General features: G+C 55.3%; 21 protein-coding genes and 1 tRNA gene. 15 read left to right on the top strand and 7 right to left on the bottom strand.

Going from position 1 to position 23,832, the window contains the following annotated elements; all coding sequences use genetic code 11:
• Window positions 1-2 precede the first annotated feature (2 nt).
• The gene (gene xylA, locus AC6I8V_RS00360; protein WP_497843982.1) at window positions 3-1,325 is read right to left on the bottom strand and encodes a xylose isomerase; all 1,323 of its coding nucleotides are present in this window, start codon (window positions 1,323-1,325) and stop codon (window positions 3-5) included.
• Between the two features lie 362 nt (window positions 1,326-1,687).
• Between xylA and xylF the strand changes: the two genes are divergently transcribed.
• From xylF to AC6I8V_RS00335, 5 genes are all read left to right on the top strand, one after another.
• On the top strand, window positions 1,688-2,680 hold the full coding sequence (gene xylF, locus AC6I8V_RS00355; protein ID WP_497843981.1) for a D-xylose ABC transporter substrate-binding protein: 993 nt from the start codon (window positions 1,688-1,690) through the stop codon (window positions 2,678-2,680).
• Between the two features lie 21 nt (window positions 2,681-2,701).
• The gene (locus AC6I8V_RS00350) at window positions 2,702-4,228 is read left to right on the top strand and encodes a xylose ABC transporter ATP-binding protein (protein ID WP_497843980.1); all 1,527 of its coding nucleotides are present in this window, start codon (window positions 2,702-2,704) and stop codon (window positions 4,226-4,228) included.
• Window positions 4,221-5,402: a xylose ABC transporter permease XylH gene (gene xylH / locus AC6I8V_RS00345; protein ID WP_497843979.1), complete on the top strand. Its 1,182-nt coding sequence runs from the start codon at window positions 4,221-4,223 to the stop codon at window positions 5,400-5,402. Before AC6I8V_RS00350 ends, xylH begins: the two co-directional genes overlap by 8 nt.
• A gap of 93 nt (window positions 5,403-5,495) precedes the next feature.
• Window positions 5,496-6,674, top strand: a complete 1,179-nt coding sequence (gene xylR / locus AC6I8V_RS00340; RefSeq protein ID WP_497843978.1) for a D-xylose utilization transcriptional activator XylR — start codon at window positions 5,496-5,498, stop codon at window positions 6,672-6,674.
• A gap of 61 nt (window positions 6,675-6,735) precedes the next feature.
• A tRNA-Sec gene (locus tag AC6I8V_RS00335) sits at window positions 6,736-6,830 on the top strand.
• Between the two features lie 116 nt (window positions 6,831-6,946).
• Here the strand turns inward: AC6I8V_RS00335 and AC6I8V_RS00330 are convergent.
• Entirely contained in the window at window positions 6,947-8,029 is a 1,083-nt protein-coding gene (locus AC6I8V_RS00330) for an alpha/beta hydrolase (RefSeq protein ID WP_497843977.1), read from the bottom strand.
• A gap of 100 nt (window positions 8,030-8,129) precedes the next feature.
• On the opposite strand from AC6I8V_RS00330, the gene AC6I8V_RS00325 reads away from it, so the two are divergent.
• Both AC6I8V_RS00325 and AC6I8V_RS00320 read left to right on the top strand, forming a co-directional pair.
• Complete coding sequence (locus tag AC6I8V_RS00325) at window positions 8,130-9,263, top strand: EpsG family protein (protein ID WP_497843976.1); 1,134 nt, start codon at window positions 8,130-8,132, stop codon at window positions 9,261-9,263.
• 238 nt (window positions 9,264-9,501) lie between these two features.
• Window positions 9,502-10,536 carry an acyltransferase family protein gene (locus AC6I8V_RS00320; protein ID WP_497843975.1) on the top strand — a complete coding sequence of 345 codons (1,035 nt, stop codon included), beginning with the start codon at window positions 9,502-9,504 and terminating at the stop codon, window positions 10,534-10,536.
• Window positions 10,537-10,584: 48 nt separating this feature from the next.
• Here AC6I8V_RS00320 and AC6I8V_RS00315 read toward each other — a convergent pair whose 3' ends face one another.
• Window positions 10,585-11,577 carry a LacI family DNA-binding transcriptional regulator gene (locus tag AC6I8V_RS00315; RefSeq protein WP_497843974.1) on the bottom strand — a complete coding sequence of 331 codons (993 nt, stop codon included), beginning with the start codon at window positions 11,575-11,577 and terminating at the stop codon, window positions 10,585-10,587.
• Window positions 11,578-11,990: 413 nt separating this feature from the next.
• Here AC6I8V_RS00315 and AC6I8V_RS00310 point away from each other — a divergent pair, with 413 nt between their 5' ends.
• Complete coding sequence (locus tag AC6I8V_RS00310) at window positions 11,991-13,454, top strand: sugar porter family MFS transporter (RefSeq protein ID WP_497843973.1); 1,464 nt, start codon at window positions 11,991-11,993, stop codon at window positions 13,452-13,454.
• Between the two features lie 34 nt (window positions 13,455-13,488).
• On the opposite strand, the gene AC6I8V_RS00305 is transcribed toward AC6I8V_RS00310, so the two are convergent.
• The 4 genes from AC6I8V_RS00305 to AC6I8V_RS00290 form a co-directional block, all read right to left on the bottom strand.
• Window positions 13,489-14,622, bottom strand: coding sequence for an ROK family transcriptional regulator (locus tag AC6I8V_RS00305; protein WP_497843972.1), 1,134 nt, complete (start codon window positions 14,620-14,622; stop codon window positions 13,489-13,491).
• 116 nt (window positions 14,623-14,738) lie between these two features.
• Entirely contained in the window at window positions 14,739-15,479 is a 741-nt protein-coding gene (gene dnaC, locus AC6I8V_RS00300) for a replicative helicase loader DnaC (protein WP_497845896.1), read from the bottom strand.
• Entirely contained in the window at window positions 15,479-16,015 is a 537-nt protein-coding gene (gene dnaT, locus AC6I8V_RS00295; RefSeq protein ID WP_497843971.1) for a primosomal protein DnaT, read from the bottom strand. Before dnaT ends, dnaC begins: the two co-directional genes overlap by 1 nt.
• Window positions 16,016-16,138: 123 nt before the next feature.
• Entirely contained in the window at window positions 16,139-16,834 is a 696-nt protein-coding gene (locus AC6I8V_RS00290; RefSeq protein WP_497843970.1) for an autotransporter domain-containing protein, read from the bottom strand.
• Window positions 16,835-16,976: 142 nt separating this feature from the next.
• Here AC6I8V_RS00290 and AC6I8V_RS00285 point away from each other — a divergent pair, with 142 nt between their 5' ends.
• From AC6I8V_RS00285 to AC6I8V_RS00255, 7 genes are all read left to right on the top strand, one after another.
• A complete protein-coding gene (locus AC6I8V_RS00285) occupies window positions 16,977-17,537 on the top strand; it encodes a DNA-3-methyladenine glycosylase I (RefSeq protein ID WP_497843969.1) in 561 nt (186 codons plus the stop codon).
• A 110-nt stretch (window positions 17,538-17,647) separates the two neighbouring features.
• A complete protein-coding gene (locus AC6I8V_RS00280) occupies window positions 17,648-18,310 on the top strand; it encodes an OmpA family lipoprotein (RefSeq protein ID WP_497843968.1) in 663 nt (220 codons plus the stop codon).
• Between the two features lie 154 nt (window positions 18,311-18,464).
• Complete coding sequence (locus AC6I8V_RS00275) at window positions 18,465-19,463, top strand: LacI family DNA-binding transcriptional regulator (protein ID WP_497843967.1); 999 nt, start codon at window positions 18,465-18,467, stop codon at window positions 19,461-19,463.
• Window positions 19,464-19,529: 66 nt separating this feature from the next.
• Window positions 19,530-20,549 (top strand): LacI family DNA-binding transcriptional regulator, encoded by a 1,020-nt coding sequence (locus tag AC6I8V_RS00270; protein WP_497843966.1) that lies wholly within the window; start codon window positions 19,530-19,532, stop codon window positions 20,547-20,549.
• Window positions 20,550-20,690: 141 nt separating this feature from the next.
• Window positions 20,691-21,437 (top strand): sugar phosphate isomerase/epimerase family protein, encoded by a 747-nt coding sequence (locus AC6I8V_RS00265; protein WP_497843965.1) that lies wholly within the window; start codon window positions 20,691-20,693, stop codon window positions 21,435-21,437.
• A 10-nt stretch (window positions 21,438-21,447) separates the two neighbouring features.
• The gene (locus AC6I8V_RS00260; protein ID WP_497843964.1) at window positions 21,448-22,395 is read left to right on the top strand and encodes a sugar kinase; all 948 of its coding nucleotides are present in this window, start codon (window positions 21,448-21,450) and stop codon (window positions 22,393-22,395) included.
• A 132-nt stretch (window positions 22,396-22,527) separates the two neighbouring features.
• Window positions 22,528-23,808 carry an MFS transporter gene (locus AC6I8V_RS00255; protein ID WP_497843963.1) on the top strand — a complete coding sequence of 427 codons (1,281 nt, stop codon included), beginning with the start codon at window positions 22,528-22,530 and terminating at the stop codon, window positions 23,806-23,808.
• The last annotated feature ends 24 nt before the right edge of the window (window positions 23,809-23,832 follow it).

Below are 23,832 nucleotides of genomic sequence, written 5' to 3'. Positions count from 1 at the left end.
GGTTAAAAATCAAAAAGATAGTGGTTCACCAGATTTTCCAGCTGCTCCTGGCGTCCGCTGCGGTGCTGCGGATTAAATTGCTGCTGCTGCGCCTGTTGCGCCAGTGCCGCCAGAGAAAATTCCCCTTTCAGGATCTGCTGGCCAAATTCGCCGTTCCAGCCGCTGTAGCGTTGCGCCACGCGCTTATCCAGCTCGCCATCCGCGACCATTCGCGCTGCGACTTTCAATGCCAGCGCCATCGTATCCATCGCCCCGATATGGCCGTAGAACAGGTCATATTTGTCCGTGCTCTGACGTCGCACTTTGGCATCAAAGTTTAAGCCGCCGGTGGTAAACCCGCCCGCTTTGATGATTTCGTACAGCACCAGCGCATTCTCTTCGACGCTGACCGGGAACTGATCGGTATCCCAGCCGCACTGGATATCGCCACGATTGGCATCCACCGAGCCGAAAATGCCCAGCGCGATGGCGGTGGCGATCTCATGATGGAACGAGTGGCCCGCCAGCGTGGCGTGGTTGGCTTCCACGTTGACCTTGATCTCTTTCTCCAGCCCGAACTGCTTCAGGAAGCCATAAACCGTTGCCACATCATAGTCATATTGATGTTTAGTCGGCTCCTGCGGCTTCGGCTCAATCAGCAACATGCCCTGGAAACCGATTTTGTGTTTATGCTCCACCACCATCTGCATAAAGCGGCCAATCTGCTCGCGCTCCTGACGCAGGTCGGTATTCAGCAGGGTTTCATAACCTTCGCGGCCGCCCCACAGCACATAGTTTTCGCCGCCGAGGGTTTGCGTCGCCTGCATCGCGCTGCATACCTGGCTGGCTGCCCAGGCAAAAATTTCCGGGTCCGGGTTGGTTGCCGCCCCTGCGCCGTAGCGGGGATGGGTGAAACAGTTGGCGGTGCCCCACAGCAGTTTTACGCCGGTTTCCTGCTGTTTTTGCAGCAATTTATCGGTCATCACGGCAAAGTTTTCGCGGTAGCTTTTCAGCGAATCACCTTCCGGTGAGACATCCACATCATGAAAGCAGTAGTACGGCACGTTCAGCTTGTGGAAGAACTCAAACGCGACATCGGCCTTCTGCTTCGCCCGCTCGAGCGCATCACCATTCTTCTGCCAGGGGCGATCGAAGGCGCCGACACCGAACATATCCGCACCGTTCCAGCAGAAGGTGTGCCAGTAACAGGCGGCAAAACGCAGATGCTCAGCCATGGTTTTGCCGAGGATGACTTCGTCCGGATTGTAATGGCGGAACGCCAGAGGATTACGGGTAGTGGTCCCTTCATAACGAACGCGTTCAAGCTGGTCGAAATAGGCGTGCATGTTTTGCTCCTTAGCATGAAGACCCGAATGGTCAGCTGTGAGCCGTTATTGTGGTTATGTGATCTGTCGCTTCTCAATTACGATATTTCACACTCAACTTAAGATAATTATTATTTGTGCGTCAGCTCGCAAAACAATGTCGTTATTTTCATTGCAGCCCTTCTCACAGCTGCTCTGCAATTCTTTTTTCTGAAAATCGCCAAATATCGATCGCGCTCAAAAAATCACAAATAAACCAAAAAACGTAATAGCCGGATAAAAATCAGTAATTGATGTTGCCGGAAGCCTGGGTCAACAATTCATCCGCCTTGTTCATAGCCTTACAACACAACGACAAAAGCCTTCACCTACAGGATAACCTCATGAACATGAAGAAAACGCTGTTAGCCGCCTGCGCGGCACTGGCAATGATCAGCCACGCTGGCGTGGCGAAAGAAGTAAAAATCGGTTTATCGATGGATGATTTACGTCTGGAGCGCTGGCAAAAAGACCGCGATATCTTTGTTAAACAGGCGGAATCTCAGGGCGCTAAAGTGTTCGTTCAATCGGCCAATGGCAACGAAGAAACCCAGATGTCGCAAATCGAAAATATGATCAACCGCGGCGTCGACGTATTGGTGATTATCCCCTATAACGGCCAGGTGTTAAGTAACGTGGTGGCTGAAGCGAAGCGTGAAGGCATTAAAGTTCTGGCCTATGACCGTATGATAAATAACGCAGATATTGATTTTTACATCTCGTTTGATAATGAAAAAGTCGGTGAATTGCAGGCCGAAAGTATTGTGCAGCAGGTGCCAAAAGGAAATTATTTTCTGATGGGGGGTTCACCGGTCGATAATAACGCCCGCCTGTTCCGCGCCGGTCAGATGAAAGTCTTAAAACCCTATATTGATAATGGCAGCATCAAAGTGGTCGGCGATCAGTGGGTTGATGCCTGGCTGCCGGAAAATGCCCTGAAAATTATGGAAAACGCCTTAACCGCCAACAGCAACCATATCGATGCCGTGGTCGCCTCGAATGATGCCACCGCAGGCGGCGCCATTCAGGCGCTGAGCGCCCAGGGTCTGGCGGGCAAAGTGGCGATCTCCGGCCAGGATGCCGATCTCGCCGCCATCAAACGCATCATGAATGGCACGCAAACCATGACGGTGTACAAACCTATCACGCAGCTCGCCACCGAAGCGGCCAAAATCGCCGTGGAACTGGGCAACGGCCAGCAACCTGCCAGCAACGGCAAACTCAATAATGGCCTGAAAGATGTGCCGTCACGCCTGCTGACGCCGATCCAGGTCAACAAAGGCAATATCGAAAGCACCGTCATCAAAGATGGCTTCCACAAGCAGAGCGAACTCTAAGCGCACACCCGCGAAGGAGAGATGTCGATGTTGCTGGAAATGAACCATATCACCAAACGTTTTGGCGCGGTGAAAGCGCTGGATGACGTTAGCCTGCGGCTGGAAGCGGGTGAAGTCATGTCGCTGTGCGGCGAAAACGGCTCGGGAAAGTCGACACTGATGAAGATCCTGTGCGGGTTGTACCCGCACGGGGATTTTGACGGCACGATCCATTTTTCCGGTGACGAAATTCAGGCGCAAACCATCCGCGATACCGAACGCAAAGGGATTGTGATTATCCATCAGGAGCTGGCGCTGGTGCGGCAATTGACGGTGATGGAAAACATTTTCCTCGGGGCCGAGCTGGGGCGTTTCGGCATGGTGGACAACGAAACCATGACGCTGCGCTGTCAGCAGCTGCTGGAGCGGGTCAAACTTAATGTCTCGCCCGACACCCGCGTCGGCGAGCTGGGTCTGGGCCAGCAGCAGCTGGTGGAGATTGCGCGCGCGCTGAATAAACAGGTGCGTCTGCTGATCCTCGATGAACCGACTTCGTCACTCACCGAGCAGGAAACCGAGGTGCTGCTCAGCATCATCAAAAACCTGCGCGAACACGGCATCGCCTGCATTTACATCTCGCACAAACTCAACGAGGTGAAAGCGATTTCGGACACCATCTGCGTCATCCGCGACGGCCAGCATATCGCTACGCGCGCCGCTGCCGGGCTGAGCGAAGATGACATCATCACCATGATGGTGGGACGTGAACTGACCGCGCTTTATCCGCATACCCCGCACGAGATTGGCGAAACGGTGTTGCAGGTGGATAACCTCACCGCCTGGCATCCAATCAACCGCCAGATTCGCCGCGTGAATAACGTCTCCTTCAGCCTGAAGCGCGGCGAGATTCTCGGCATTGCCGGATTGGTGGGCGCAGGCCGGACCGAAACCGTGCAGTGCCTGTTTGGCGTCTGGCCGGGACGCTGGCAGGGCGATATCCGTATCAACGGTGAGAAAGTTCAGATCCACGACTGTCGCACCGCCATTGCGCACGGCATCGCCATGGTGCCGGAAGACCGCAAAAAAGATGGCATCGTGCCGCTGATGGGGGTGGGTAAAAACATCACCCTCGCCGGACTGGACCAGTTCAGTAAGCGCCTTTCCACGCTGGATGAAGCGCAGGAGCAGCAGGCGATCAACGACGCCATTGCCCGTCTGCGGGTAAAAACCTCGTCAGCGGAATTGCCGATTGGACGCCTGAGCGGCGGTAATCAGCAAAAAGCGATCCTCGCCAGATGCCTGCTGCTTAACCCACAGATTTTAATTCTCGATGAGCCGACGCGTGGCATCGATGTCGGCGCGCGTCAGGAGATTTATCTGCTGATCAATGCGCTGGTGCAGCAAGGAATTGCCGTGATTGTCATTTCGTCCGAGCTGCCCGAAGTGCTGGGCCTGAGCGATCGGGTTTTGGTGATGCATGAGGGACAAATCAAAGCCGATCTGATTAACGATAACCTGACTCAGGAGCAGGTGATGGAAGCCGCCCTGCGGAGTGAACACTATGCTTAAGACCGAAAGTACGCAGCGCAGCCTCGCGGCGCCGGGTAAAGGTGCGCCGGGCAAATTCCTGCTGCCCAATTTGCAGGTGCTGGTGATGCTGGGGGCGATTGTGTTGATTGCCCTGTTCTTCACCTGGACCACCGACGGTGCCTGGCTCAGCCCGCGTAACGTCTCTAACCTGCTGCGCCAGACAGCCATCACCGGCATCCTTGCCGTCGGCATGGTGTTTGTCATTATTTCAGCGGAGATCGACCTTTCGGTCGGTTCGATGATGGGCCTGCTCGGCGGCGCGGCGGCGATCTTCGATGTCTGGCTCGGCTGGCCGCTGCCGTTAACCATCGCAGTGACGCTGGTGATGGGGTTGCTGCTCGGTACCTGGAACGGCTGGTGGGTGGCCTATCGCAAAGTCCCTTCGTTTATTGTCACGCTGGCGGGGATGCTGGCATTTCGCGGCATCCTGGTCGGCATCACCGACGGCACCACGGTCGCACCGACCAGTCCGGCGATGTCACAGATTGGACAAAGCTACCTGCCCGGCGGGGTCGGTTTTGGCTTCGGCTTTGCCGGTCTGGCGCTGTTTATCCTCTGGCAATGGCGTTTACGTCTGCGCCGCCAAAGCCTTGGGCTGGCGCAACCTGCGGCGGGTGGTGCAGTGGCACGTCAGGCGATCACCGCCGTGCTGGTGCTGGGGGCGATCTGGCTGCTGAACGACTATCGCGGCGTGCCAACCCCGGTGTTGCTGCTGGCGCTGCTGTTGCTGGGCGGGATGTTTATGGCTAGCCGTACCGCCTTTGGCCGACGCATTTACGCCATCGGCGGCAACCTTGATGCGGCGCGTCTCTCCGGGATTAACGTCGCGCGCACCAAGCTGGCGGTGTTTGCGATTAATGGCGTGATGGTGGCGATTGCCGGTCTGATCCTTAGCTCACGCCTCGGCGCGGGTTCGCCTTCGGCAGGCAACATCGCTGAACTGGATGCCATCGCCGCCTGCGTGATCGGCGGCACCAGCCTGGCAGGCGGTGTCGGTTCGGTCGCTGGCGCGGTGATGGGCGCATTTATTATGGCGTCGCTGGATAACGGCATGAGCATGATGGATGTGCCAACCTTCTGGCAGTACATCGTGAAGGGCGCGATTCTGCTGCTGGCGGTGTGGATGGATACCGCGACCCGGCGTCGGGTGTAATCGCGTGGCCGATCACACTGTGGCGCAAATTCTTTCTGCTGCCCGTCCAGCCATGCTATGCAATGCGCTGAGGGTTTAGGGGAACGCGCCATTATGCATGAGAAACGGTTTCGCATTACGTTGTTATTCAACGCAAATAAGGTGTATGACCGCCAGGTCGTTGAAGGCGTCGGCGAATATTTACAGGCGTCCCAGACTGACTGGGACATCTTTATCGAAGAGGATTTTCGCTGCCGTATCGACAACATTCGCGAGTGGCTGGGCGACGGAGTGATTGCCGATTACGACGACAGCTCGATTGAAAAGCTGCTGGCGAATGTGTCGGTGCCGATCGTCGGGGTGGGCGGCTCCTACCATCAGCCGCAGGACTATCCACCGGTGCATTACATCGCCACCGACAACGCCGCGCTGGTGGAGAGCGCCTTTTTGCATCTGAAAGAAAAAGGCATCAACCGCTTCGCCTTTTATGGCCTGCCCGCCTCCAGCGGCAAACGCTGGGCGCAGGAGCGCGAACATGCGTTTCGTCAGTTGGTGGCGCGCGAACGTTATCAGGGCGTGGTGTATCAGGGCATGGAAACTGCCCCGGAAAACTGGCAGCACGCGCAGAACCGTCTGGCGGACTGGCTGCAAACGCTGCCCCAGCAAACGGGGATTATCGCCGTCACCGATGCGCGTGCGCGTCATCTGTTGCAGGCCTGCGAGTATCTGAAGATTCCGGTGCCGGAAAAGCTCACGGTGATCGGTATCGATAATGAGGAGCTGACGCGTTATTTGTCGCGCGTGGCGCTCTCTTCGGTGGCGCAGGGCACCCGCCAGATGGGTTATCAGGCCGCCAAACTGCTGCATCGCCTGCTGGACCAGCAATCTCTGCCGCTGCAACGCATCCTGGTGCCGCCGGTAAAAGTGATTGCACGCCGCTCCACGGATTTCCGTTCCCTGCGCGATCCGGCGGTGATTCAGGCGATGCATTACATCCGCTTTAACGCCTGCAAAGGCATCAAGGTGGAGCAGGTGCTGGATGCCATCGGCATCTCACGATCCAATCTGGAAAAACGCTTTCGTGATGAAACCGGCGATACCATCCACGCCATGATTCATCGGGAAAAACTGGAGAAAGCGCGCGAGCTGCTGGCCTGCTCATCCCTCAGTATCAATGAGATCTCGCAGATGTGCGGCTATCCGTCGTTGCAGTATTTCTATTCGGTGTTCAAAAAGAGTTATGCCAGCACGCCGAAGGAATACCGGCAACATCACGGCGAAAACGTGTTGTGACGCATGGTCAGGATCAAGAATTCCTGCCCATTTGCCGCTATACTCCTGCGGCTGCGCTAAAGGAAGATCGTCGTCTCCGGTGAGGCGGCCGGATTTCAAATCCGGTTGGGGCCGCCAGCGGTCCCGGGCAGGTTCGACTCCTGTGATCTTCCGCCACTGCACCTCCGGCAAATCACGCCGCTATGAAATCTTGCAGTTATTGGCCTGGTCGGCATAAAAGCCGCCCCTACGTTTTTCTGTAGGGCGCGGATTTACTCGCAGGCCGCATCGCATTACTTCACCAGGTTTGCCTGCCAGTCGCTGAACAGCGTGGGCCAGTTTTTGGCGGGAATATCCTGCTTTTTCACGATGCCAAAGCCATGGCCGCCCTGCTGGAACAGATGCAGTTCAACAGCAACCTTATTCTTACGCAGCGCCTCAAACATGCGCAGCGAGTTTTGCGGTGAGGCCGTGCCGTCATTCAGCGCCTGAGCAAGGAACGTCGGTGGCGTGTTGGCGCTAACGCGATCTTCCTGTGAAAAACGCTGCTTGATGTCATCACTGATATCTTTGCCATACATCGCCGCGCGCGTGCCGTTGTGGGTGACGCCATCTTTCAGCGATAGCACCGGGTAAATCAACGCAGCAAAATCAGGGCGGGCAGATACTTTGTCCTGGTCATCCCGCGCCGGATAATTGGCGGCATCAGGATCGTTGCTGACGTTCGCCGCCAGAAAAGCACCGGCTGAAAAACCCATCACGCCAATCTGATTAGGGGCAATGCGATAGTTAGCCGCGCTGGCGCGAATCAGGCGCATCGCGCGCTGCACATCAGCAAAAGCATTATTACGATTAACCTCAGTTCCCCCGTGCGGCATCCGATAAAGCAGCACAAATGAGGAATACCCTTTTTTACTCAGGACCTTCGCGACATCCAGCCCTTCGAGATCTTCCATAATGTAAGAAAATCCCCCACCCGGAATGATAAGCACCGCAGAATGATTATTTTTCCCGGACGGCGGAACATAAATCATTTCTGGAGAATTCACATTTGTTACAGCACGATTATTATCTGCCGGGTTCTTACTAAAATTAATAACTTTATTATTTCCTGACACTTCATTTGGCCAGATCGGAATTTCCTTATTGGCAAATGCGCTGGGAAGATAAAGCAGGAAAATCAATGCAGGCAAAAAAGTAAACTTCATCTCTCTGACTCCAAATCCTGATAAAAAACAATGAGAAACGTAAAATGCTCGCGCCCGGAAGCCGCGGCATCCTGAGCAATAACGCTGTCCCAGAGAGTAAATCTGTCGCAAAAATGAGACCAACATAGCCTGAAGAGAAAGGTAGCAAATAATGATGTTATCTTTCACCCAATATAATACCGGGCCAGAAAAAATTAGACTTTTCTCATGTTTACGTTAACAAGGCCATATGTTATAAGTAAATTTTAAACTATAAGAATCTGTGACCATGGGAATTTACTGGATCATAAGCCTGAGTTTGACCTTCGTTGCGATAATTGAAGTCATGCTTAGTAAAGATGAAAACACAGCGCGAATCAGATTATATCTTTATTTTGTTGCCGTGGTCGTGCTTTTTACTTTTGGTGGAATTCGTGGCCTCGGAACCGGCCTGGATGATTTCCAGTATCGCCAGTTCTTTACGCAGTTCGTCGATAAAATTATTGTCGAAGGTTTCTGGAATGCGGTAATTGAATTCCGCTACGAACCGGGTATTTTTGCTATCGCCGGTTTCACTCGTATGTTTACGGCCAATCCAGACATCTTTATTTATGTCTTTACCGTGATTGCCGTCTGCATTAACGCCCACTACTTCCGTAAATTGACGCCGCTCCCCTTAGTTGCGTTAGCGGTTTATTCTGCGCACCTGTTTATCAATAAAGACATGAACCAGATTCGCTTTGGTTTATGTTCGGCGTTTTTAATGGGCTTTGTTTATCATCTCGCGCGCAGAAGTCGATCCGGTACCATCACCACCTTTCTTCTGTCGTTTATGAGCCACGCCACCGGTATTGTGGCGCTATTGGTACCGATGGCGCTGATTGTGAGAAAAAATAAGTACATCCCGATACTTATCGTTGTCGCCAGCCTGCCTCTCGCCTTTATGGGCAGCTCGGCGCTGATTGCCTTGCTCTCCAGCCATCTTGGTTCATTAGGCGACAGGGCCATGGGCTATGCCAACCAGGATTCTGCGCAGGAACAGGGGATTGTCACCCTGTCTAACCTGAAGAACATCGGCTTCGTCTTTATCTTCAGCTTTATGCTGCTGAGCGACAAAATTAAGAATTTCGACGAAGAGAAATTCCGCCTCTATTACATTCTGGTTATCACCTTCGCCATCGGTAGTGGCCTGAGGATGGCGTTGCAGGATTATGCCTCTGGCGGACGCCTGGCAAACTATTTACTTCAGGTGGAGCCAGTGCTTATTTCTCTTTGCATCTGGGAATCGAAGAAATTAATGAAGGTGCTGGCCGTAGCGGTGACCATATTAATGGTTCTCTACTACCTTTATTACAATACGATTTCAAGCAAGCAATCCATCACAGGTTATGAAGTTTCCCAAACCTTCCAGCTTTTCCGCTAGCGAAAAAGACGCTGACGTTAACCGTCAGCGTCTCGCTTTAATTCTCAGAGTAAGCTGATAGACACATAAGGAAAGTCTGAATATCCTTTCCATTTTGGGCATCGCTTGCTTTTTGATTCTTTTGATTCTCTAATAACAGAACATCTGCGTCAGCAGTAGTCGGAATATTCTTAACATCTCACGTGAAGTTTATTAATGATTTCACTGGCGCACCGTCACTCAATGAAAGAATGCAGATATGAACGAAAAAAATAACTTCGACATCGTCCGACTCTCCCTCGCCTTTATCGTGTTACTGGTGCATTCGGCAGAAGTGACGAGAAATGCTGATATTCGTTTCCTCGCACACTTTCTGAATAGTGATTTTGCCGTAAAAGGATTTTTCGCAATAAGTGGTTTTCTTATTGCGAAAAGTTACTTAAGAAGTAAATCACTCACCTCATATTTTATTAAACGTGCGCAACGAATTTTACCGGCGTATATATTCGTTGTAATTATGTGTTTTGTGATTGGCCTGTGCGTCACCACCCTGCCGATTGTCGATTTCCTGAAGAACAAAGAAACCGTCAAGTATCTGATTGCCAACTTCTCGTTCCTGAACTTCATTCAGCCTTCACTGCCGGGGGTGTTCACCACCAACCCTAACCAGCCGATGGACGGTTCTCTGTGGACGATCAAGGCCGAGCTGACCCTCTACGTTCTGCTGCCATTCGTGCTGCCGCTGATGAAGAAAAGCCCGCTGAAGGTCTGGGGCGCTATCTTCGTTATCTCCTGTGCGTGGTTCTTCTACTTCACGTCTGTGTATACCGGGGCAAAAGCTGACACCTTAGCGAAGCAGTTCATTTCGCTCTCCTCCTACTTCTTCTTTGGCAGTCTGCTGGCCACGCATCAGCCCACGTTTGACCGCTTAAAAGAGATCGCGATTATTTCGCTGGTGGTGTTCCTGCTGTTCAAAAACACCGACTACTCGTTCATTGTCGAACCCGTCGCCTTCTCTTCGGTGGTGATTTTGTTCTGCACCAATCTGTGTAAAGAGGTCAAAATCAGCCAGTACGGTGACCTGTCGTACGGCATGTATCTCTATCACTGGCCGATTATTCAGCTGCTGCAACACTTCGGCGTCTTCAATGCCAATGCCTTTGCTGGCCTGTTGCTGACGATTGTCATCACTCTGGCGCTGGCCTATACCTCGTGGAATCTGCTGGAAAGTCGCTTCCTCAAGCGTGCGCATCATACGCCGCCGCCCATCGCCAGCAGCACAGCTCGCGATTAACGGTTCAGAAAAAACCCCGTTCAGAGATGAACGGGGTTTTTTGTTGATTCAGATGGTGGCGCCCATCGATAAGCGATAGTGCAGGTTGACCTGTTCGATGGTCGGCTGGCGGTTAATCTTTTTGATGACGATTTCGGTGGCGACTTTGCCCATTTCAAAGCGTGGCGTGATCACGCTGGCCAGCCGTGGCGTAGTCACCTGGCCAATCTCCAGCCCATGGAAACCGGCAATCGCCATCGACTGCGGCACCGCAATGCCTGCCGCATGGCACTCCTGCAACACCCCCACCGCCAGATCGTCATTGGTACACAGAATCGCGTCCATATCCGGGTAGAGCTGGCGCGCCAGCGTCATCATGCCCGTGCCAATCGAGACCGAGGAGACCTTGTTGGGAACGATGCGTCCGGCGGGCAGTCCTGCCGCCGTCACCGCATCACAGTAACCGGCATAGCGTTGCTCATCGCGTCGGTCCGACATCGAGCCAAAATAGATCACCCGCTGTTTTCCGCTCGCCAGCAGCATCGCCGTCATATCGTAGCCTGCGCGATAGTTGTCGAAGCCAACATTGATGCGATCGCGCGCCTCGGTCAGCCCCATCACCTCGGCCACCGGAATGCTGGCGGCTTTCAGATACTTTTCCGCACGCACGGTATGCACCGATTCAGTCAGAATCAGCCCCTTGATGTTGAAGGCCAGCACCGTAGCGATCTGCTCCTCTTCACGCTGCGGGTTGTAATCATAATTGACCACCAGCGTCTGGTAGCCATGCGCACTGGTCACGGATTCGATGCCGGCCAGTAAGTCGGCAAAGATTTGATTATTAAAGGAAGGGATCAACACGCCGATGCGTGGTTGACTGGAACTGCTCAGTGCAAGATTGTCTGGATCGGGCGTGTAGCCAATTTCCGCAATCACGCTGGCAATTTTGTCGGCCGTTTCCGTTTTCACTTTTTCTGGCGTGCGTAAATACCGGCTCACCGTCATCTTGGTGACCCCCGCCAGGGTGGCAATATCGTCCAGAGTTATGCGCTGCGTTTTCATTGCGATGTCCGCAAAGACGGCCTTTCAATCAATGTATTATGCCTGCTGCCCGGCAAAAAATGAAACCACGGCTGCCGGGATTTACCCAGCGGAATAAAGCCGTGATTGTCGCCACGTTTCAGAATAAAAATTTCAGATAAATTTCATTAAAAAACAAGAATTACGATATAGCCTGACACTTCGCCGAATAAAAAACCCATCATTTCATCGGTATATACGCCACGCGATTGATGACTAAACCGCAATTTTCGCAACCCTGCTCACACTTTTCGGAAAAAATGATCCAAAAATAGCCATTTAGAAAATATATTCCATCATGAGTACCCTGCGTGAAAAGCGGAACATCGACAACCTACAACACTCCTCTTTCTGGACAAGCGACGTCCAGGCCGTAGAGACAAGGGGCTATAAAAATGGATACCAGGCAAAAACGCTACAACATGAAGTATGTCATTCTCTGCTGCACTGTCGCCGCTTTCGGCGGCCTGCTGATGGGTTATGACTCTTCAATCATCTCCGGTGCCATCGAACCGTTAAGTGAATATTTCCAACTGACGCCTGCTGAAACTGGCTGGGCGGTCTCTAACATTCTGCTCGGCAGTCTGGTCGGTTGCTTTATCGCACCGCGCCTGAGCGACGTGCTGGGGCGAAAAAAATCACTCGCCATCACCGCGTTGCTGTTCACCGTTTCGGTGATCGGCACCGCCGTCGCCCATACCTTCACGGTGTTTGTGCTGTTCCGCATCATCGGTGGGCTGGCGATCGGGCTGGCGTCGGTGATTTCGCCGATCTATCTGGCGGAACTGTCACCTTCGAAGTTTCGCGGGCGCACCACGGCGTTGTATGCGGTGTGCTGCGTTGGCGGGCAATCGGTGGTGCTGCTGACTAACTACTTCATCACCAAATCGCTGCTGCCGGACGTGATGATCGCCATGGGCTGGCGCTATATCCTGGCCACCGCTCTGGTGCCGTGCGCGCTGTTTATCTTCTTTATCGCCTTTATCCCGGAGTCGCCGCGCTGGAACGTGCTGAAGGGGAAATACGATGCGGCGCTGGATACGCTGACCAAAATCTCCAACCGTGAACATGCCGAGAGCGTGTTTAACGAAATCAAACACTCATTCTCCGGTGAAGCGGCGCGCCAGCATAAAGCCCGCTTCCGCCTTGATAAAACCACCGTGCCTTTACTGGTGATCGGGATTGGTCTGGCGGTAGGTAACCAGATCAGCGGCATCAACGTGATTCAGTATTTCGGTCCAACGCTGCTGAAAAATGTCTCCAGCAATGTCGATTCGGCGCTGCTGCAAACCTTCTGGCTGTCGGTGTGTCAGTTTATCGGTGTGCTGGCGGGGATGACGCTGATCGATAAAGTGGGCCGTCGTAAGCTGCTGCTGCTCGGGGCTATCACCTCCTGCATCTTCCTCGCTTACTCGTTTATCGCCTTCTACTACCATCTGCCCGGCCTGTGGCCTGTGGTCGGTCTGTTTGCCTATATGATCTTCTTCGGCATGACCTGGGGTCAGATTGTCTGGACGGTGCTGGGCGAAATCTTCCCGACAGAAATTCGTTCGGTCTGCGTGGGGATCTCTATCTGCGCCATGTCGATGGCGAACTTTGTCATCAGCACCACCTTCCCGATCATGAACAGCAACCCACTGCTGATCGATATGTTCCACGGTGGTTTCCCGCTGTTGCTGTTCGCGATTTTCTCACTCGTTATGTACTTCTTCACCTTCCGCTACCTGCCGGAAACCGCTGGGGTATCACTGGAGAAAATCCACGGCCTGGTGCTGGAGAAGTTCAATGTTGATGCGGAGCTGCCAGCCACTACCCGCAGCGCCGACACCGCAGAATCGCTGAATATTCCGCGCCATTAAACTCAGGTACTGGCGGCGCGAACTATCGCGCCGCTTATCCCATCCGCTGCTCATACTGCTCAATCACCGCCAGCGCCAGACCGTTGGCGGGATCGATGCGCTGCGGTAAAAAATGCAGCGAGGTGTGCGTAAAGGTAAATGCCAGCGTGCTGGCCTGTGCCGCCTGCCGTACCGCCTCGACAAACGCCGGATAAGCATTGCAGGGACTATCGACCATAATGCTGGCCGGATTGAGCAGCAACATCACCTGGCTCAGCGCACTGCCCAGTTGGGCGCCCGCTTCACGCATCACCTCTCCCAGCAGCGCGGGTTCGCTGTCGCGATTTTGCCAGCGCAGCCCCGGTTTACGCCGCGCCAGCTGCTGCTGAATAGCAGGTTGGCTGACCAACGCTTCCAGGCACCCCAGACGACCACAGCTACAGCGCGGCCCCTTCGGCTGCACCGTCAGATGCCCGACTTCGCCTGCGGTCCAGCTGCTGCCGGTAAACACTTCGCCCTGCTGCACCAGCGCGCCACCAATTCCCTCGGCAATGCGCAGGTAAAAATGGCTTTGACTCTTATTCAGCCCCAGCTGCTGCACCGACAACAATGCCGCGGCTTTGACGTTGTTCATAATGCGCAGTGGCAGTTTAATCTCACGCCGGAGCGGCGTCAGCAGGTCAACATTTTGCCAGCCGAGGTGGGAAGAGAAATGCATCCAGCCGCGATGCGGATCGACGATGCCAGGAAAGCCCAGCGCTACGCCAATTAATTCAGGATGGACTGCACGCAGCGTCTGGCAGCACTCCACCAGCTCCTGCAACAGGGTGGCGGGATCGTCGGTATCGGTACGCCAGGTTTGCTCGGCAACGATCTGCGAGAAATAGTCACACACGCGCCAGTGAATCGCCTGACGCTCCACCATGATGCCAGCGCTTTTCAGCTTTTCCGGCCGCAGCGATATCTCAATTTTGGGTCGTCCGGCGGCGGCCACGCTGACCGGCCCCAGCTCGGTGATTAACCCCTGTTCCAGCAGATCATCCACAATCAGCGAAACGGTATTTTTGCTGAGCGCCAATGCCAGAGCTAAATCCTGGCGGGAGGTGATACGGGTATGGCGCAGCTGCGTCATTACCCGCTTCAGGTTGTTCAATCGTAGTAACGCTGGCCCTTTGCCCGTCGCTTTCATACCTTGCTCACCCGGCAGAATGGATGGGTTTCAGTGTAGCAGCCTCCGGGTGCGCTTTATCTTAGACTTTGTTGTCATTTTTGACGTGGCGCACCGGATAGAAGAAGGAAGGCGGATTAATACTCATCGCCGCGCACGCGGCTGCGGTAACTTTCCCAGTCGAAGCGAACCCACAGGCTGTTGCCGAGGCGCATACGATCCATCACACGCTCGCCCAGCAGGGTGTTCATCCCCGCCGGGTCCAGATTCGACAACATGCCGGTTGGACGTTTGGACGAGGAGCGACGATCGACAATCTGGTTGATGATCACTTTTTCATAGCGGGATTCGCTCTGCATACCGATCTCGTCGATCACCAGCAGATCGACATGGCTCAGATCGTTCAGCAGACGTTCTTCGGTAATATCGCTGCCGCCGCTGAAGGTGCCTTTCATGCTCGACATCAAATCCGCCACGGTAACAATCAACACGCTTTTACCACGCAGAATCAGGTCGTTGCCGATGGCGGCGGCCAGATGGTTTTTACCGGTGCCGGGGCGGCCGGAAAACACAAAGCTGGAGATGCTGTTTTCAAAACCTGCGGCATATTCCCGCGCCATGTTTAGCGCCTTGCGCTGCCCCTCATTTTCTACCCGATAGTTGTCGAACGAGCAGTTCATGTGCAGCTCGCGGATACCGGAACGGCCCATAATGCGCTGCATTTTCATGGCGCGGTTCTCGCGCACAATCGCTTCGGATCGCAAACGACCCTGCTCCTGATTCCACGCCAGCAGCTCTTCACCGCTGGTGAATTTCGGCTTTACATCAGCCGGCATGAATTTTTTCAGGCGATTGAAAAGATCGTTCGGCGTTTTCATCATTCACCTCGGAAACCATCGGGAATATCGTAATCAGTATTGCTGACCTGGGTGATATCGCGCTTCGGCTGGCCGCCATTGGCGGCGCGGTTCATTTGCACGCTACGCGCCAGCTTCTGCTGCCACTGCACATGGTGGAACAAACGTCCCTCGGCCTGCCAGTAAGCGACAAAGGTCGCCAGCTCGGCTGCGGTTACCGACTCGCTAAGCGCCACGCCCCAGATAGCGGCCTGACGCTGAAAATCGTTATCCGGCTGCCAGCCCTGATACATGGCAAATTTCCCCACTGGCGCAGCGATGGGCGCGCTCGGGGTATCAAACAGGCTGTCATCCAGCGTGACATCATTCGGTTGCCGGGCCGCCGCTTCGAGCGCCAGCAAGTGCGCCAGCCGCTGCGGCGTCAGCGCATAAAACGCCGGTGCGTTGTGCTGCAACACCGCCAGCGTGCCGTTTTCTGCCTGTTGCAGGACCGCGATCGGATCCTGGCAAAAACCATCCAGCCCGACCAGCGTTGAAGTTAAGATTTTGACTGACATGAAGAAACCTGACGTTGACTAGCCCAGTGCGCCGGACGGCTTATCCTGGCCGACGCTAAGGTTGCAGTGTACCTGTTTTAGCGCTGCGGATCGTCAAAAAGGATGCGTTGCCAGCAGCCGCCGTTAAAAGCTGGCGCTGAGGCCAAGGCTATAAATAAATTGCTCGCCAGTGCTCATCGCGCCGTTTTGCGAGAACGAAGCAAATGCTGACAGATTCTGGCCCAGCGGCAGATTGGCCCCGACGCTGACATCCATCCAGCTGTTTTCCCGCCCAAGGCCATCATCATTATGCGGGGTAAAATTCATGTCATTTAATTGATGGCTATAACTAATCTGTGCATAGGGCGCAATCCAGCCAAGAGTGGAATCAACACGCCAGCCGAGCGACGCGATCTGGTCATCGTTGTTGCGATCGACAAATTCGCATTGCGGGCAATTCAGGGTGGATTGATTGACGGCATATTGCGCCACTGGCCCGGTGGTGATCCCCTTGCTCATCGGCATTTGCCAGCCGGCAGAGAACCGGTTAGTAAACGGATTGGCACCCACGCTGGCACCTTCAGTGTGCATATTGATGATGGCGTTATTCGATGAGTTAAGCGCCGCGTCCAGCAGGTCAATATCGCTGTCTTCAGTCAACGTCAGATGGTTTTGGGAAATTTTTTCGGCAAGTATGGCGTTGTAATCCGGTGAACTCGCGTCTTTTTGCTGGCTGCCTGTATCCCAGGCGCTAGCAGGCCAGGCCAGAACGAATAGCCACATACCACCCAAAGCCAGCGCAAGATTGTGCTGGCCTGACCGCTGACTTTTCTGCAACATGAAAGACTCCTGACGAGCCAGATAGGAATCGGGCGATAGGTATTAGATAAAGCAGTTATCGGCGCCCATAGATTAACTATTAACCGATTCTTTAATACGTCAAGGGAAGCGAAGTATTTTCCTCTGCTAAGGGAGTGATGCAATGCAACGATGTGGCTGGGTAACTCAGGATCCGCTGTATCTGGCGTACCACGATTCAGAATGGGGCGTCCCGCAAACTGATAAGCGCGTCTTATTTGAAATGCTGTGTCTGGAAGGGCAGCAGGCGGGATTATCGTGGATTACCGTGCTGAAAAAACGGGAAAACTATCAGCGCGCCTTTCATCAGTTTGATCCCCAGGCCGTGGCGCTGATGGATGAAGCGGATCTCGATCGTCTGATGCAGGACAGCGGTCTGATTCGTCACCGTGCCAAGCTGGCCGCCATTCTGGTCAACGCGCGCGCTTTGCTGGCAATGGAAGCCAACGGTGAAGACTTTTCACGCTTTATCTGGGAATTTGTCGACAACACGCCGATTTTACACCATTTCCCCGATTATAAACTGGCCCCTACCACCTCCGAGCCAGCTATAGCGCTGTCTAAAGCGTTGAAGAAGCGTGGTTTTAAATTCATCGGCCCTACTATTTGTCACTCTTATATGCAGGCCTGTGGGCTGATCAACGACCATCAAACCGACTGTTTCTGCCATCCTGATAACCTGTGAGGCGAATCTTTACAATTTAAGACTTTTTCTCACGCTTTTCCCCACGTTCGAACGGCATAATAGTGACGCTATGGGACTATTTTGCCCGTTTATATTGTGAGGGATTTTCAATGAATAAGCACACTGTTGCACTGGCCTTGTTACTGAGCGGCAGCCTGGCATTGGCTGGCTGTACCACCAATCCCTATACCGGCGAGTCACAGGCCGGTAAATCCGGCATTGGTGCGGGCCTGGGTGCCGCGCTGGGCGCGGGTGTTGGTATGTTGTCGTCGTCGAAAAAAGATCGCGGTAAAGGTGCGCTGATTGGCGCAGCATCTGGCGCGGCGCTGGGCGGCGGCATTGGTTATTACATGGATGTGCAGGAAGCCAAACTGCGCGATAAAATGCGTGGCACCGGCGTCAGCGTGACGCGTCAGGGCGACAATATCGTGTTGAATATGCCGAACAATGTCACCTTTGATTCCAACAGCAGCAACCTGAAACCGGCTGGCGCCAATACTCTGACCGGCGTCGCGATGGTGCTGAAAGAGTATCCGAAAACGGCGGTTAACGTGATCGGCTTTACCGATAGCACCGGCACGCGCGCCCTGAATATGCGCCTGTCCCAGCAGCGTGCTGAGAGCGTTGCCAGCGCGCTGATTCTCCAGGGTGTCGACACCAACCGCCTGCGTACCCAGGGGATGGGACCGGATAACCCGATTGCCAGCAACAGCACCGAAGCGGGCAAGGCGCAAAACCGCCGCGTTGAAATTACCCTTAGCCCGCTGGGCTAAAGGCCAGGGGCCTGTACTATCAGGCCCTTTTTTCGTGTGTTTTTACGCCACTTTTGACGCTTACTGCCTCAAAAGCGCCTAAAAATAGCCAGGCCGTAGAGCCGTTAAATTCTTTATGTTAGCGTGATCAAAAATTGATCAGTGGAAGCCCATCATGTCGCTGAAAGCCATCGCTGCTGCCCTCGGGCTTTCTGTTACTACCGTCAGTCGTGCCCTGAACGGCTACGATGATGTGGCGGAAGCCACCCGTAAGCGAATTGAAGAAGAGGCCACCCGCCGTGGCTACCGTCCGAATGCGGCGGCACGTCGCCTGAAGACCGGACGCGCCAATGCCGTTGGGCTGGTCTTCCCGGTCAGCGCCCCGCCATTGAGCGACGGCCATTTCAGCGAAATGCTGCTAACGCTCGATCAACGCCTTGCCCACCACGAAATTGATCTGCTGCTGGTCGCCGATAAGCCCCAGGATCAGCAGCGCACCCTGATGCGTATGCTGCGCAGCCGCGCTGTTGATGCGTTGATCGTCACCCACACCACGCCGCAGGATATTCGTCTGCAACGTCTGCAACAGAAAGGCTTTCGCTTTCTGGCGCTGGGTCGCAGCCAGCTGGCGCAACCCTATGCCTGGTTTGATTTCGATAACCACGCCGGGGCGAAGCTGGCGGCAGAGCACTGCCTGGCGCAGGGACTGACGCGGCTGGCGTGGATTGGCGGCAATGAATCCTGCACATTTGTACGCGATCGCCGCGAGGGCTTTCTCGATGCGCTCGCGCTACATCAATCGCCGGTTCCGACGCCGCTGCTGGCCGCCGTGCCGCCGTCGCGTCGCGCGGGTTATCAGCAAACCACCGCCTGGCTGGCTGGCGAGCATCCCCCGCAGGCAATCATCACTGATTGCAGCCCGATTGGTGAAGGGGCGGCGATTGCGTTGCAACAGGCCGGTCGGCTGAGTGGCCCGCAGGCAATACCGCTGTATGTCTATGATGGGTTGCCGCATGACTCGATCATCGACCAGCCGATCAACGCGATTTTGCAATCCACGCAACAGCATGTCGGCGAACAGGTGGCGGAGATGGTGTTGCAACTGCTGGACGGCGCACCGCTCACTCAGCTGCAAACCCTGTGGCAACCGCGCCTGCACCTCACTTCTGACTAGCCGGTCCTTGCAGAGCGGCGTTGCTGTGGTAGTCTTCGCCTGTTTCTTTTGATCCAGGTGTACGCAATGAAAACCAGGCCGCCTCGTGCGACTATCAGCGATGTTGCCCGTTCGGCAAAAACCGGTAAAACCAGCGTTTCCCGCTATCTGAATGGTGAGCAGCATCTGCTGTCACCCGATCTGAAAGGCCGCATCGAACAGGCCATTGCCGACCTCGACTATCGTCCGAGCCAGATGGCGCGCGGATTGAAGCGCGGGCGTACCCGCCTGATTGGCCTGATCATTGCCGATATCACCAACCCCTATTCAGTCGACGTGCTGAGCGGTATTGAAGCCGCCTGCCGCGCTCACGGCTTTACCCTGTTGATGTGTAACACCAACAACGAAGTGGATCTGGAGCAGCATTACCTGCAACTGCTGAGCAGCTATCAGGTAGAAGGCATTGTGGTGAATGCCGTGGGTATGCACGAAGACGTACTTAAACATCTGCAACAGTCGATGCTGCCGATGGTGCTGATTGACCGCAAAATCCCCGATTTCGCCTGTGACGTGGTGGGCCTGAACAACCCGGAAGCGGCACAGCTCGCCACCCGGCATCTGCTGGACAACGGTTACGAGGCGCTGCTCTTTCTCAGCGAACCGCTCGGCAGCGTGAACACGCGCCGCGAGCGTCTGACCTCCTTCTTCAGCACAGTGCCGTCCGCCGTGCAGGCGGAAAACGCCGAAGTCGCGCTGCAACAGCCTGCCCAGATGGATGCAGTGCTGCGCGAATTCCATCAGCGCCATGCCGGTAAGCGCTGTGCGGTAATGGCCGCCAACGGCGCATTGACCCTCCAGGTCGCCCGCGCGCTGCAACGTCTCGATCTGCGCTGGGGCGAATCCATTGGCCTGCTGGGTTTTGATGAACTGGAGTGGGCGGCGCTGGCGGGCGTGGGCATCACCACCTTAAAACAACCGACCTGGCAGATTGGTTATGCCGCGCTGGAACGGGTGATTGCGCGTATTGACGGCGACGATCAGCCCGTCACGGAACAGGTATTCTCTGGCGAGTTAATCGTGCGCGGCTCCAGCCAGCGATTGCATTAATTTTCCGCCCTCATCCCCCCGATTGATGGCTCACTTCGTGAGCATGATCATAATTTCGACCTTTGCGACTTTTCTTTGGAACCGGTTCCATCTAACGTTTTTATAACGTTTGGGAGTGATGTCAGTGCCCGGAGAGAAGAGATGAAACCTGAAATTATTGTTGTAACCGCCGCTTATGGCACCACCAAAGTGGCAGAACTGGGCGGCCAGGCCGCGTTGTTGCCACTGATTAAACAATCCGGGGCCGATGGCGTAGAAATCCGCCGCGAACTCTTTAGCGCCAACGAGCTGCGCCAGCTACCCGCGCTGGCCGATGCCATCGCCCTGCATGGCTTGAGCGCCTGCTATTCCGTGCCGGAGACGCTGTATCTGGCTGACGGCGCGCTGAACCCGCATCTGGCGCAGTTTATGCACGAAGCGCAACAGCTGGGGGCAAAGCGTCTGAAACTGTCGCTCGGCCATTACGTGGATCTGAGTAACAACACCTTAGCCGCCGTGCTGGCCGCTTCTCCGGTCACCCTGGTGGTGGAGAACGATCAAACCGCCGACTGCAAGCTGGCTCCGATGCAGCGCTTTTTCCACCAGGCCAGCGATGCCGCGCTGCCGCTGGATATGACCTTTGATATGGCCAACTGGCACTGGACCGGCGAAGACGCCTTACAGGCCGCGCAGCAATTGAGCCGCTACGTCAGCTATGTACACGTCAAAACGGCGGTGCCGCATCGCGACAGTTTCCGCGCCATCGCGCTGGATGACAGCCGCGAAGACTGGCGCGGCCTGCTGGCTGCCCTGCCCGACGATGCCCCGCGCGGCATTGAGTTCCCGCTTGAAGGCGAGAACCTGCTGGCGGTCACCCGTCATTACGTTGACCTGCTGCGTGCCGTGTAAGGAGTCGCTGATGACAACCCCAACCCAGCTTGATGTGGTAACCATTGGCGAAGCAATGGCGATGTTTATCGCGCAGCAAAGCGGCGACCTGGCAGCGGCGGATCATTTTATCAAACGCATTGCCGGTGCCGAACTCAATGTCGCCATCGGCCTGGCGCGCCTCGGATTGCAGGTGGGTTGGGTCAGCCGCGTAGGCGATGACAGTTTTGGCCGTTTTACCCTGCAACAGCTGGAAAAAGAGGGTGTCGACCACCGCTGCGTCACCATTGACGCGCGTTATCGCACCGGTTTTCAGCTCAAGTCACGCGTCGATGACGGCTCCGATCCGGAAGTGGAATATTTCCGCAGCGGCTCGGCGGCCAGCCATCTGTCGCCAGAAGATTTCAATGCCAGCTACTTCGGCAATGCGCGCCATCTGCACCTGAGTGGCGTCGCCGCGGCCCTTTCCGACAGCTCGCTGGCGCTGAGTAAGCACGCCGCCAAAGAGATGCGCGCGCGCGGTAAAACCATCTCCTTCGATCCCAACCTGCGGCCGGTACTGTGGCGCAGCGAAGAGGTTATGCGTAAGCAGTTGAATCTGCTGGCAGAGTACGCCGACTGGGTGCTGCCGGGCGAGAAAGAAGGATTGATTCTGACGGGCTACCGTCAGCCGGAAGCCATCGCTGATTTCTACCTCGATAAAGGGGTGCGTGCGGTGGTGATTAAAACCGGCAGCGACGGCGCCTGGTTCAAAACCGCCGATGGCGATAAAGGTCTGGTGGCGCCGATTCGCGTCGACAAGGTGGTCGATACCGTGGGCGCCGGTGATGGCTTTGCCGTCGGCCTGATCAGCGCGCTGCTGGCCGGGAAAACGCTGCCGCAGGCAATCCTGCGCGGCAACAAGATTGGCTCGCTGGCGATTCAGGTCGCAGGCGACAGTGAAGGACTGCCAACGCGCGACGCGCTTGGCGATTATTGATCGCGAATCATTTATACCCGGTGCGCATAAATGCGCACCCTACACGGATGTAGGGTCGCCATTAATGGCGACCGTTTCACAAAAAAAGGCGCATCCACCGAATACGCCCTCCCTCAACCAGAGGATATCATCATGAAAACGCAGACAATCGCGCCAAAACGCTGGTGGTTTATCATGCCCATCGTGTTTATCACCTACAGTCTGGCGTATCTGGACCGGGCGAACTTCAGCTTCGCCTCTGCCGCAGGGATAAACGACGATCTCGGCATCACCAAAGGCATGTCATCGCTGCTGGGCGCCCTGTTCTTTCTCGGCTACTTCTTCTTCCAGATCCCCGGCGCGGTGTATGCCGAACGCCGCAGCGTGAAAAAACTGATTTTCTGCTGCCTGCTGCTGTGGGGGGTGTGCGCCTCGCTGACCGGGGTGGTCAGCAACATTCCGATGCTGGCGGCGATCCGCTTCGTGCTCGGCGTGGTGGAAGCGGCGGTGATGCCCGCCATGCTGATCTACATCAGCAACTGGTTCACCAAATCCGAACGTTCGCGCGCCAATACCTTTCTGATCCTTGGCAACCCGGTGACGGTGCTGTGGATGTCGGTGGTATCGGGCTATCTGATTAATTCCTTTGGCTGGCGCGAGATGTTTATCTTCGAGGGCATCCCGGCGGTGATCTGGGCGGTAGCCTGGTGGTTTTTGGTGCAGGACAAACCCGCGCAGGCGCGCTGGATGAACGAGGCCGAGAAAGCCGCGTTGCAGGCGCAGTTACAGAAAGAGCAGGAAGGCATCAAAGCGGTACGTAACTACGGCGAAGCCTTCCGTAATCGCAACGTGATCCTGCTGTGCCTGCAATATTTTGCCTGGAGCATCGGTGTGTATGGCTTCGTACTGTGGCTGCCATCCATTCTGCGTAACGGCACGCAGATGGGGATGGTGGAAGCGGGCTGGCTGTCGGCGGTGCCCTATCTGGTGGCGACCATTGCGATGATCGTGGTCTCGTGGGCCTCCGATAAAATGCAGAACCGCAAACTGTTTGTCTGGCCGCTGCTGCTGATTGGCGCGCTGGCGTTTCTCGGCTCGTACCTGGCTGGCTCCAGCAATTTCTGGCTCTCCTATGCGCTGCTGGTGATTGCCGGTGGGGCGATGTATGCGCCGTACGGCCCGTTCTTCGCCATCATCCCTGAGATGCTGCCGCGCAATGTCTCGGGCGGCGCGATGGCGCTGATTAATAGCATGGGTGCGCTCGGATCATTCGTCGGCTCATGGATAGTAGGCTATCTTAATGGCGCAACCGGCAGCCCGGCGGCTTCTTACATCTTTATGGGTGCAGCCTTGCTGGCGTCGGTATGGCTGACGTTGATCGTCAAACCCGCCGAAAACAAAGCGCCGCCGCTGCATGGGGCAAAACACGCCTGAAAGCGTAAGCTGAAATGACTTTTC

This window comes from Pantoea sp. X-Soil-TKNS-1207 (assembly GCF_059730485.1).
The sequence above is the reverse complement of the archived record's forward strand: the minus strand, read 5'-3'. Positions and strand labels throughout refer to the sequence as shown.

Coding starts and splice junctions, on each gene's coding strand:
- AC6I8V_RS00280 (WP_497843968.1), top strand. CDS start 17,648: ATGAATAAGCACACTGTTGCACTGGCCTTGTTACTGAGCGGCAGCCTG.
- xylA (WP_497843982.1), bottom strand. CDS start 1,325: ATGCACGCCTATTTCGACCAGCTTGAACGCGTTCGTTATGAAGGGACC.
- xylF (WP_497843981.1), top strand. CDS start 1,688: ATGAACATGAAGAAAACGCTGTTAGCCGCCTGCGCGGCACTGGCAATG.
- dnaT (WP_497843971.1), bottom strand. CDS start 16,015: ATGTCAGTCAAAATCTTAACTTCAACGCTGGTCGGGCTGGATGGTTTT.
- AC6I8V_RS00260 (WP_497843964.1), top strand. CDS start 21,448: ATGACAACCCCAACCCAGCTTGATGTGGTAACCATTGGCGAAGCAATG.
- AC6I8V_RS00270 (WP_497843966.1), top strand. CDS start 19,530: ATGAAAACCAGGCCGCCTCGTGCGACTATCAGCGATGTTGCCCGTTCG.
- AC6I8V_RS00310 (WP_497843973.1), top strand. CDS start 11,991: ATGGATACCAGGCAAAAACGCTACAACATGAAGTATGTCATTCTCTGC.
- xylR (WP_497843978.1), top strand. CDS start 5,496: ATGCATGAGAAACGGTTTCGCATTACGTTGTTATTCAACGCAAATAAG.
- AC6I8V_RS00290 (WP_497843970.1), bottom strand. CDS start 16,834: ATGTTGCAGAAAAGTCAGCGGTCAGGCCAGCACAATCTTGCGCTGGCT.
- AC6I8V_RS00285 (WP_497843969.1), top strand. CDS start 16,977: ATGCAACGATGTGGCTGGGTAACTCAGGATCCGCTGTATCTGGCGTAC.
- AC6I8V_RS00275 (WP_497843967.1), top strand. CDS start 18,465: ATGTCGCTGAAAGCCATCGCTGCTGCCCTCGGGCTTTCTGTTACTACC.
- dnaC (WP_497845896.1), bottom strand. CDS start 15,479: ATGAAAACGCCGAACGATCTTTTCAATCGCCTGAAAAAATTCATGCCG.
- AC6I8V_RS00255 (WP_497843963.1), top strand. CDS start 22,528: ATGAAAACGCAGACAATCGCGCCAAAACGCTGGTGGTTTATCATGCCC.
- AC6I8V_RS00325 (WP_497843976.1), top strand. CDS start 8,130: ATGGGAATTTACTGGATCATAAGCCTGAGTTTGACCTTCGTTGCGATA.
- AC6I8V_RS00350 (WP_497843980.1), top strand. CDS start 2,702: ATGTCGATGTTGCTGGAAATGAACCATATCACCAAACGTTTTGGCGCG.
- AC6I8V_RS00315 (WP_497843974.1), bottom strand. CDS start 11,577: ATGAAAACGCAGCGCATAACTCTGGACGATATTGCCACCCTGGCGGGG.
- xylH (WP_497843979.1), top strand. CDS start 4,221: ATGCTTAAGACCGAAAGTACGCAGCGCAGCCTCGCGGCGCCGGGTAAA.
- AC6I8V_RS00320 (WP_497843975.1), top strand. CDS start 9,502: ATGAACGAAAAAAATAACTTCGACATCGTCCGACTCTCCCTCGCCTTT.
- AC6I8V_RS00265 (WP_497843965.1), top strand. CDS start 20,691: ATGAAACCTGAAATTATTGTTGTAACCGCCGCTTATGGCACCACCAAA.
- AC6I8V_RS00305 (WP_497843972.1), bottom strand. CDS start 14,622: ATGAAAGCGACGGGCAAAGGGCCAGCGTTACTACGATTGAACAACCTG.